The organism is Streptomyces sp. NPDC029164, assembly GCF_055563995.1.
The window spans coordinates 45,374-55,302 of record NZ_JBVHWW010000046.1 but is presented as its reverse complement, the minus strand read 5'-3'; the positions used below and the strand labels follow the sequence as shown (position 1 = coordinate 55,302).

Here is a 9,929-nt window from a genome sequence, read left to right as displayed (position 1 = left end):
CGGGTGAAACACCCGTGCCGCCCGGCGACTCATCCAGTTCTACCGACGACGTGGCGCCCTGGCAAAGACCCCGCCTACTAGCCCACCTCGCAGCCAAGACCCCCGACCCGACATCTGGAGACGGGATGTCCACGCAAGCGGAAACGGCATGAGAGCCCGCGATGGGCCCCTCGGAAAGCTACTAGGCCCCTTCGTATGTGACGTGCACCCTATGGGACGAGTCACCCCCAAAACACCCCAACCTCACCACCTGTCACCACCCGTACCCCTTCACAAACCGGGCGAAGTATCCGGATCGCCTCGACATTGAAGGAAAAGGGGGGGTGGCCGGGGTGGGGTGAAGACTGCCTCCCGAGCCCACCACAGCACCACCCGGGACCCAGCACCTCCCAAAGCGCATCCTCCCGCGGGTGCAGCACCGTCCGGGGATGCAGCGCGGGGGCGCGGCGCCTCCCGGTGCGGCGCCAACCAAGGCGCGACACCCTCCGAGGCGCGGCGCTCCGGGGGGGGCGGCGCCATCCGGGGGTGCGGCACCGTCCGGGGGTGTGGCGCCCAAGGGTGCAGCGCCTCCCGGGCGCGGCGCCATCCGGGGCGCGACACCTTCCGAGGTGCGGCGCCCTCCGAGGTGCGACACCTTCCGAAGTGCGGCGCCAACCGGGGTGCGGCACCCTCCGAGGCGCGGCACCCTCCGAGGCGCGACGCCATCCAAGGTGCGGCGCCTCCAGGGGTGCGGCGCCATCCGGGGTGCGGCACCGTCCGAGGTGCGGCGCCACCCGAGATGTGGCGCCTTCCGAGGTGTGGCGCCCAGGCTCCGCGCCCCCGCAGGAGTAGCCCCCGCCGTCGCATGCTCCACCGTTTCGGCGGCGGAGGGGTGTGGCCGTCAAGTGTGGCCACGGCCCACCTCCCCTCGAGGGCCTCTCGGGTCTCTCGGGTTCTCGGGTCTCTCGGGCATCTCGGTTTCTTGGATGCCGGGTTCTCGGGCGGGCCGGAGTTCCAGCCGGCTGCATGCCAAAGGGCGGGCGTGGGTGGCCTGGTGGCCGTGTGGCAGCTCGACTCCGTGTCGGGGTGTGTGAGTTGACCGGTGCATAGCACACGGTCGGCACGGCCGTCCGCGGGAACGCTGTCGATCGACGCCTGGTAGGTGATCCGGGGTCACGGGTACAAGTGGATGCGTACCATCGCGTCACACACGTCCCTCACGGCAGAGACTGAGGAACCCATGACCACGGCCACCAACATCACACGCGTCCAGGACGATTACGCCCAGCAGATCGCCGGCGACCTGTCAGCAAACCAGACCGCGCAGGAACAGACACGGACCGAACTGCAACGACTGCAACAAGAACTCGACCAACTGGCAGAAGGCGAAAAGGTCCTGCTCAAAATGCAGGAAGCCCTGGGCATCCCGATGAAGCCCACACCGACACAAACCACCAACCCCAACACCAAGCCCGGTACAAAGCCGGGCACGAAGCCGGGCACGAAGACCGGCACCACGCCCAACACCAAGCCCGGCACGAAGCCGGGCGCAAAGACCGGCACCACGCCCGACACCAAGGCCGGTACGAAGACCGGCACAACGTCCGGTACGAAGACCGACGCCCCGTCCGGTACGAAGACCGACGCCCCGTCCGGTGCGAAGGCCGGCACCCCGTCCGGTGCGAAGCCGGGTGTCAAGAGTGCCGCGGTGCCCGCCGCGCGCAACGCCACCCCGGACACGAAGAAGACCACAGACCCCAAGGAGACCGCGGCCGTCAAAACCCCGCGCGCCCGCAAGGCCACCGAAAGGACCCAAACGAAGAAGGAAACCAGCGGCCCCTCCTGGCTCGACCTCGTCACCGCCGCCATCGCCGGACAGACCGAACCCCGCTCCGCCGCCGAAGTCACCGACACCCTCACCACCACACACCCCGAACGCAAAGTACAGGCAACAGTCATCCGCAACACCCTCGAACAAGGCGTCGCCCGCGGCATCCTCGAACGCACCAAGCAAGGACGATCCGTGTACTACACCCCCACCACCACCAACCAACCCCAACCACAACACCCCTAACCCCTATGCCGGCCGGCCCCACCACAACCGGGCACCACCCCCGTGCCCGACACCCCCCAAGCCGGCCGGCCAGCCGGGGATGGTGCCCGGCACCGCCGCCCCCGGCCGCTAAACCCACCCAGAAACCTCCCGCAACAGTCACCCAAACAACGACTGCGCGACGCGCAACCCGCCAACGCCAACGCCAACAAGAACATCACCCAGCACACAGCACAGACCTGACACCATGCCGCACATTCGGCCGCCACAACCGACCAGCCCGCCCTTACACCCCCCGCACCGAGTGATCTGCACCCGGGCAGCAGTGCGACGCAACGGCGCCAGCCTCCGAGACTGCACCACCAGCACGCCTGCTCCCGACCCACCCACCCGACTCGACCGGGCCGGGCCGGGCCGGGCCGGGCACTCACACCATGCAGGCGAAATCGGGAGGACACCGCCGGACGGTATGGCGCGGGGCGCGCCAAGCAACCCGGCCGGGACGGTAACGCGGCGACCGCAGGCAGAGGCGACGACGAACCACAGCAGCACCCCCACAGCACTGGCCCACCCTCCCGCACGCCGGAACCGGCCGGGACCGGCCACTGGGCCTGCCAGTACTTCCCGGTCACCGCAGGTTCCCACTGCCGTACAACCGGGCGATCACATCAGAGAATCGATCCCAGCACCCGGACACCACCCCCGGCACCGTCCAGGAGCCCCTCGACCACGAACTCACCCACCAAGAACACCTGTTCAACAAGGCGCACCACCAGAACGGCCTACCGACGCGCCGACGGCCAAGCGGTGGGGCTGGTGTCGGCACGAGGGCGCGGCGGGCGGGTGAAGCCCACGGGGAATCCTGGGGAGTACAGCACGCTCACGGGCGGGCCCGCCTGCGCCGGCAGGCCTGCCGCGGCCACCAGGTCCTCGTCACAGGCGACAAGCTCGGCACGGTGCAACGGCCAGCGCGGATGGGTGTTCGGCAGATACAGCAGCCGGCCGAAGAAATCACTGTGCATGCCCCAGCGGGCCGTCAGGAAGTGCTCGAGGGGCGTCGGCTCCGCTATCGGTTCACCGGTCCGCACCGTGATCGCACTGCGCGCGCCCCGCCGCCCGGGCCGACGCCGGGTGCTGCTGTAGGTGAGCGTCGAACCGTCATGGCGCACCGCCATCCGCGACCACACGTACGGCAGACGAAAAGCGGCACGCGCGACGGCCACCGGAAGCAGCCGAGAAGCGTCAAGAGAACGGAAGACCACACCACGCCGGCCATGGGCGTCCACCGAGTAGAGGCGGACGTTGGTCTCCGGGAACGATCCCAGGTAAGGGATACCGGGCAGGCCGAACCATCCGATCCGGTCCATCCGAAACGCAACCAGCCCGACATAGGTGACCCCGTCCAGCGTGTCCGGTTCCGTGCCGCCGGGCAGCAACGGCGCGACCTCGGCGGGATCGACAGCCCAGTGCACAAAGGTCACATCAAGCCAGGACTGCGTCAGCAGCGGCCGGCCCACACGGTGAGGCGGATCAGCCGTCACAGGCTCAGGAGACACAGGTCCGGACGGCACGGCGGGCGGCGTGTGCGGCATCGCACCAGTATCCCGGACGAGATGGCGACCGCAGGCTGGGGCGGACGGATGGCGTCATCTCGTGTTGTGGGTGGCGGGCCAAGGGGCCCAGTCTGCGGGGGCGTACGTGCCGGCGTCCGCGTCGGTGCGGATGTTGAGGGCGCCGGGGCCGGCGAAGTGGGCGGGGACGAGCAGTTCCCGCTCGGCCGCGGCTCGTTGCAGGACGCGGTGGCGGCTGGCCGCCGCCTGTACGGGGTCCAGGCAGAAGCAGCTGTTGCAGGAGGGCTGGACGATCTGTACCGGGCTGTGGAGGAGGTCGCCGACGAAGACGGCCCGCTCGCCTTCGGAGGCCAGGCGCAGGACGCAGGAGCCAGGAGTGTGGCCGGGGGCCGACTCCAGGGTGAGGTGTTCGTCGATGCGGTGGGTACCGTCCCACAGCACGGCCTGACCGGCCCGGTGGACGGGCGCGATGCTGTCTTCGTACACGAGGCGGTCGTCCGGATTGCGGTCCCTTCCGTGGGAGTTGGCCGGCCCAAAGTGGAAATCGTCCGCCGCGGGGATGAGGTAGCGGGCGCGTGGGAAGGTCGGGACCCACTCTCCGCCGACGTCGTGGGTGTTCCAGCCGACGTGATCGGCGTGGATGTGGGTGTTGACGACGATGTCGACGTCGTCCGGGTGGACACCGGCCTGCGCCAAGGCGCCCAGGAAGTCGGTCTGCCAGTGGTGGAAATGGGGTGCGTGGGGGCGTTCGCGGCCGTTGCCGACGCCGGTGTCGATCAGGATGGTCTGTCCGGCGCTGCGCAGCACCCAGGTCTGCAGGGCCAGCACCGCCTGGTCCTGTTCCGGCTGCCAGTGGTCCGGCGCCAGCCAGCCCTTGTTGTCCTGCCACAGTCCGGCGGCGTCCGGCACGAGGGCGCCGGGGGAGGCGAAGAATCCCTGCCACTCGCGGACCCGGATGACCTCGACCTCGCCCAGCCGTATCGGCTGACTGCTCTCATTCGTCATGTCCTGGACCCTACGAACCCGCCGGTGAGCTCCTCAATGCCCGCCCGGCTCACACCGATACGCGGGCGTCTCATGTGGGGCGGCCGCCCGATAGCGTGGCCGGATGGATGTGGTGAGCGATGCGATCTCGACCGTACGGATCGGGCGGCCTTCGTCGCAGCGGGTGCGGGTGAACGGCAGTTGGTGCACGCGCCTGGATGCGTACGACGGCGCCGGGTTCCACATCGTGCTGGAGGGGAGCTGCTGGCTGCTGCCCGACGGGGGTGGTGCGCCGGTGTCGCTGGGAGCGGGGGACGCGGTGCTGCTGCCGTACGGTACGGGCCATGTGATCGCCGACCGCCCGGCCGCTGCGCGGGAAGTCGAGCGGGCGGTGTCGTTCGAGGAGTGGGACGGGGTGCTTGCGACGGCGAGCGCGCCGGGGGTGGCCGGCGTACGGGATGAGACGGCTGGTGGTGGGGCGGTGGAGATGCTGTGTGGCAAGTACCGGCTCGACCGCAGCCGGGTGCATCCGCTGCTGGCGGAGCTGCCGCGGGTCGTGCATCTGCCCGCGGGGGCCGGGGCTCGGCCCGAACTGCGGTCCGCCATCGACCTGCTGGGCCGTGAGCTGGGCGAGCAGCGGCCCGGCGCCGGCATCGCGGTGACCGGCCTGCTCGACCTGTTGCTCGTCTACATGATCCGGTCGTGGGTGGCGGAGGGCGGGACCGGGACTTGGCCGGCGGTGCTGGGTGATCCGGTGGCGGCCGCCGCGCTACGGGCTCTGCACGCGGACCCGGCGGCGCCGTGGAGCAACGAGCGGCTGGCGGCGCAGGCCGGGGTCTCCCGGCCCACCCTGGCCCGGCGTTTCACTTCCCTGGTGGGCCGGCCCCCGATGGCGTACCTGACCTGGTGGCGGCTGAACCTGGCCGCGGCGGCACTGCGCGAGGGCGAGGAGCCGCTGGCGGCGGTGGCGCGACGGGTCGGGTACGGCAGCCCGTACGCCCTCTCGCACGCGTTCAGCCGGGAGTTCGGCACCACACCCGGCCGCTACCGTGCCCAGGCCCGGCCGGAAGCGGGCCCGGAGACGGTGGCCGGGGTGCCCCGTCCCGGAGTCGGGGCAAGGGCGGGTGCCGGAAGCTGAGGCTCCCCCGGCCCCGATCGGCTCCGCCGCATCCGCACGCCACGGCCGCAACGTCTCCGCCCGAACGCCAGAGGATGACGTTGCTCACGGCGTTCTCGGTGGTGGAGAGAGGAGGCAGTGGAGGCTCGTGCTCCGCGCTCTGGCACGCTGTCCCGGTGGACGCTCTCATCGGCACTCAGGTACCTCGTCAGCGACTGACTGATCCGGCCTCCGCGGTCGCCGCTTTGGAGCAGGCCGTCCCCGGCCTTGCCCTCCTTCGGCGTACGGCTCCGGCCGGCATCGCTTGGGCACGGGTCGAGGAATGCCTGACCACGAAGCTGCCCGCCGACTACAAGCTGCTGGCCAACACCTACCCGTCCTTGGCCTTCGGGGACTTCCTTTGCGTCGGCTTCCCGAACCCCGGGCAGGAGCAGGCATGGTCAGAGGACCCCGAAGATCTTGAGATCCTCGCTGAGTGGTGTGCGGACGCAGAGCTTTCCCTTCCTCTGCACCCCTTTCCCGTGCCTGGGGGCCTGCTCCCCTGGGCCACGTCGAACCAGGGCGACTACTTCCTCTGGAACACCGCAGCGTCTGGTCCCGACGCGTGGACTGTCACCGTGGCCTCACGCAACGGCGGCTGGTGGCACTACACCGGAGGCGCAGTTCAGTTCCTCGCCGACCTGATCAGCGGAGCCTTGGAACCGTGGGGGCTGCCGTCGGTACGGCGCCACGTCGAAGCCTTCTGAGCGAACGACGGCTCTACGACTCGCTCGTGTTCACCGTGTCGTCGCAGACGAGGAGGGCATTGGCGTCGGCGTAGGGCAGGGCCTGGGCGCCGAAGCTGAAGGTGCCTGACTCCGTGATCTCGCGGGCGGCCCCCATCAGGGCGCGCGGCCGATCGCGAGCCGGCCCGCCCGGCAGGAAGCCGCGCCCTTCGTGCTTCGGCGGGGGCTGGAGTCGAAGTTGTCCTCGATCGGTGAAAGCCCGGACCGCCCTGGCCGGGTCGACGCGCAGAAGCCGGCCGCCCGGTGGGAGGTACGGGCCGATGGGCAGCCGAGCCCGTTCCGCCCCGCGGGCGGGGATCGGGGTCCTTCGGGCTTCGGGGACGGCGGGAGCCCTGGTGTCACAGCACGTGCTGGTACCAGCGCCGGTGCACCATCGGCTCCACGCACAGCACGGCCGCGCCCGCGACCGTACCGACCAGCAGGGCGGGCCATCCGCCCCCGCCCACGAACGCGCCGGCGCAGGCCACGGCCAGTGCGAGCGGCCGCAGCAGGGTCAGGGGGCCCAGGCCGATGACCATCGCGAGGGTGCTGGCGCGGAACGGCAGGAGGAAGTAGGCAGCGAGGGAGAGCAGTACCGCGGCGGCGTAGGCGGTCAGCGGGATCAGGTAGCCGAGGCCCCCGGCGCTCAGGCTGTCGTAGGTCCGGGCCCGGTCAGGTGCGGACAGCAGCACGATGCTCGCGGTCAGCACGGGGGCGAGCAGCAGGACGGCACCGACCGCCAGCCCGCGCAGGGCGGCGCGGGCGGTTGCCCGGTGTTTGCGGATGCGGGCATCGCGGCCGGCGTAGGCGCGGAAGCCGCTGAACGTCGCGTCGAGCAGACCCAGGAAGAGGAGTGCGACGGGTATGGCGGTCATCATCGGGCGGCCTCGGCGAGCTGCTCGGGGCCGACCAGTCGGCGTGCGGACCGCCCCATGGCCCGGCGCAGCGGCGCCTCCAGATGCGGGCGCACTCCGATGATCGGGCGCAGTGTGGTGCAGAACGGGTTCGCCGCGCCGCGCGGCTCGTACAGCAGCGGCCGGATACCGGGCGCGGCGGCCGCGGACAGGAGTGTCTCGTCGCTGTGCGCGCGCTCTGCGGAGACGACCCCGTCGTGGCGGCCGAGCGGGTGGCGCATCCGGGCACGGTGGAAGATCCAGGCACCGATCGGTGCGAGGCGGGTCGCGGCGATGTCGAAGTGACAGAAGGCCTGCGCCGGTGAGGCGGCCTGCGCCCGGAAGAACTCGGCCAGGGCGGGGCCGCGGAAGTGGTGCAGCACTCCGGTGGAGACGTAGACGGTCGCCGCCTGCGGCAGGTCGAAGGCGTTGCCGTGGACGAAACGGCAGTCCAGCCCCTCCGCACGGGCGAGCTGCTCCGCTTCGCCGACCAGCGCGGCGTCGAGGTCGACGCCGACCAGCTCCACGTCCGGGCCCAGCGCGCTGGTGGCCGCCAGCCATCGGATGAGGTACCCGAGGCCACAGCCGACATCGACCAGCCGGTACGGGCCGCTCTGGGAGCCGGTCGCCCGGATCGCGCTGAAGAGCGGGTCGAGCAGGTGCAGCAGGCGTTCGCCGATCCGGAGCTCCTCGCTCAGCCGCTGGAGCTCGGTGTGCACGCTGATGAGGAGACGGTCCACGGCCTGGGGGTCCAGAACGCCGTCCTGGCCGGCGGACAGCCCGGCGACGATCTTGGCGGCGTGGTCGTCACCGTTGGCGCGCAGTCGGCCGATCACCTCGTCACGCCGGACGGGAAGCCGGTGGCCGGTGTGGGGATCCACCGCCGTGATCAGATCGGATATCTCGAATCGGTGCACGAGGCGGAACCCTACGGCCTCCCCCGCACCGCCCCACCAGTCACCCACCCACCCCCGCTGCTACGCGGGCCGCCCGCGGATGACTCACACGGCCGCGGCGACCCGCAGGTGGGGTGGGGTGGGGTGGGGTCGGGATGGGGTCGCGTGTCGCGGGGTCAGGGCCGGGGCTTGCCGTCCTCGCTCAGCAGGAGCCGCTTCTGTGGCTTGCCCATGGCATTGCGGGGGATGGCGGTGACGAAACGGACCTCGCGCGGGCGTTTGTGCACCGACAGGTGGGCCGCGACGAAGTCGGTGAGCTCGGCGCCGGTGACCTGCTGGGCGACGACGAAGGCGACGATGCGCTGGCCGAGGTCCGAGTCCGGGACGCCGACCACGGCCGCCTCACTGACGCGGGGGTGGTCCAGGAGGGCGTTCTCGATCTCACCCGCGCCGATCCGGTACCCGCCCGACTTGATCATGTCGGTGGAGGCCCGGCCCACGATGCGGTGCACGCCGTCACCGTCGTCGACGGCGGCGATGTCACCGGTACGGAACCAGCCGTCCTCGGTGTAGGCGGCGGCAGTGGCCTCGGGCCGACCCAGGTAGCCGGAGAACAGGGTGGGCCCGGTGAGCTGGAGCTCACCGATCTCGGCCCCGTCCTCCGCGGCGATACGCGTGGCGATGCCGGGCAGGGGGGTGCCGACCGTACCGGGACTCGGGCGGCCGCCCGCCCGGCCGCTGACGGTGATCAGGGTCTCGGTCATCCCGTACCGCTCGACGATGCGGTGTCCGCTCAGACGCTCCAGGTCACGGAAGACCGGCGCGGGCAGGGCCGCACTGCCCGACACCAGCAGCCGGGCCCCCGACAGAGCCGCAGCGGCCTGCGGATCGGCGGCGATGCGGGACCAGACGGTGGGCACGCCGAAGTACAGACTGCCGCCGGCCTCGGCGTAGGCCTGGGGGGTGGGGCGGCCGGTGTGCACGAGGCGGCTGCCGGTGCGCAGGGCACCCAGGACCCCGAGGACCAGGCCGTGGACGTGGAACAGGGGCAGTCCGTGAACGAGGGTGTCGGCGGCACTCCACTGCCAGGCCTCGGCCAGGGCATCCAGATCGGCGGTGATCGCGGCACTGCTGAGGACCACGCCCTTGGGGGCGCCGGTGGTACCGGAGGTGTAGAGGATCAGCGCGGGATCGTCCGGGCCCCGCACCACGGAGGTCGCGGCCGGGGTGGGGGTGGTGGTGGAGCGGCGGGCGAAGTCGACCTCGATGAGGCGGGCCCCGGAATCGCGCAGGATGTGCCCGCGCTCGGCGGGGCCCGCGTCGGGCGGCAGAGGTACGCACGGGATGCCGGCGAGGAGTCCGCCGACCACGGCGGCGACCGTTTCCAGGGAGGCCGTCGCGGTCACGGCGAACGCGGGCGGATGGGTGCCGGAGAGGTCGGCGGCGACCGCGCGGGCAGCGCCGAGGATCTCCTCGTAGGAAGCGGTACGGCCGGCGACGGTGACGGCGTCCGCGCGGTCCCCGTAGGCACCGGTGAGAGCGGTCAGCATGGCGGCGACTCCGATCGGCGATGGATGCGGCTGGTCCGGCCAGCCTACGTGGGACGGCACGGGCCACCGGACCGCGCGATCAGCGGGACTTGACCGTTCAAGGGACGGCCGCCGGCCGCGGC

Annotated in this window: 9 protein-coding genes; 3 read left to right on the top strand and 6 right to left on the bottom strand. The window is 71.5% G+C overall.

The features are described from left to right. The first annotated feature begins 1,219 nt into the window (after positions 1-1,219). On the top strand, positions 1,220-2,053 hold the full coding sequence (locus ACZ4VT_RS33400) for a hypothetical protein (RefSeq protein ID WP_467955159.1): 834 nt from the start codon (positions 1,220-1,222) through the stop codon (positions 2,051-2,053). A gap of 761 nt (positions 2,054-2,814) precedes the next feature. Here ACZ4VT_RS33400 and ACZ4VT_RS33395 read toward each other — a convergent pair. Both ACZ4VT_RS33395 and ACZ4VT_RS33390 read right to left on the bottom strand, forming a co-directional pair. Further along, entirely contained in the window at positions 2,815-3,624 is an 810-nt protein-coding gene (locus ACZ4VT_RS33395; protein ID WP_467955158.1) for a YqjF family protein, read from the bottom strand. A 54-nt stretch (positions 3,625-3,678) separates the two neighbouring features. Then, a complete protein-coding gene (locus tag ACZ4VT_RS33390; protein ID WP_467955157.1) occupies positions 3,679-4,608 on the bottom strand; it encodes an MBL fold metallo-hydrolase in 930 nt (309 codons plus the stop codon). A 103-nt stretch (positions 4,609-4,711) separates the two neighbouring features. Between ACZ4VT_RS33390 and ACZ4VT_RS33385 the strand changes: the two genes are divergently transcribed. Continuing rightward, positions 4,712-5,725, top strand: a complete 1,014-nt coding sequence (locus ACZ4VT_RS33385; RefSeq protein ID WP_467955156.1) for an AraC family transcriptional regulator — start codon at positions 4,712-4,714, stop codon at positions 5,723-5,725. A 155-nt stretch (positions 5,726-5,880) separates the two neighbouring features. After that, positions 5,881-6,450 (top strand): SMI1/KNR4 family protein, encoded by a 570-nt coding sequence (locus ACZ4VT_RS33380; protein WP_467955155.1) that lies wholly within the window; start codon positions 5,881-5,883, stop codon positions 6,448-6,450. A 13-nt stretch (positions 6,451-6,463) separates the two neighbouring features. Here the strand turns inward: ACZ4VT_RS33380 and ACZ4VT_RS33375 are convergent, their stop codons facing one another. The 4 genes from ACZ4VT_RS33375 to ACZ4VT_RS33360 form a co-directional block, all read right to left on the bottom strand. Then, the gene (locus ACZ4VT_RS33375; protein ID WP_467955154.1) at positions 6,464-6,586 is read right to left on the bottom strand and encodes a hypothetical protein; all 123 of its coding nucleotides are present in this window, start codon (positions 6,584-6,586) and stop codon (positions 6,464-6,466) included. 241 nt (positions 6,587-6,827) lie between these two features. Continuing rightward, positions 6,828-7,343 (bottom strand): hypothetical protein, encoded by a 516-nt coding sequence (locus ACZ4VT_RS33370; RefSeq protein ID WP_467955153.1) that lies wholly within the window; start codon positions 7,341-7,343, stop codon positions 6,828-6,830. Further along, complete coding sequence (locus ACZ4VT_RS33365; protein ID WP_467955152.1) at positions 7,343-8,278, bottom strand: class I SAM-dependent methyltransferase; 936 nt, start codon at positions 8,276-8,278, stop codon at positions 7,343-7,345. Before ACZ4VT_RS33365 ends, ACZ4VT_RS33370 begins: the two co-directional genes overlap by 1 nt. Positions 8,279-8,433: 155 nt before the next feature. Beyond that, positions 8,434-9,807 carry an acyl-CoA synthetase gene (locus ACZ4VT_RS33360; protein WP_467955151.1) on the bottom strand — a complete coding sequence of 458 codons (1,374 nt, stop codon included), beginning with the start codon at positions 9,805-9,807 and terminating at the stop codon, positions 8,434-8,436. Between the last annotated feature and the right edge of the window lie 122 nt (positions 9,808-9,929).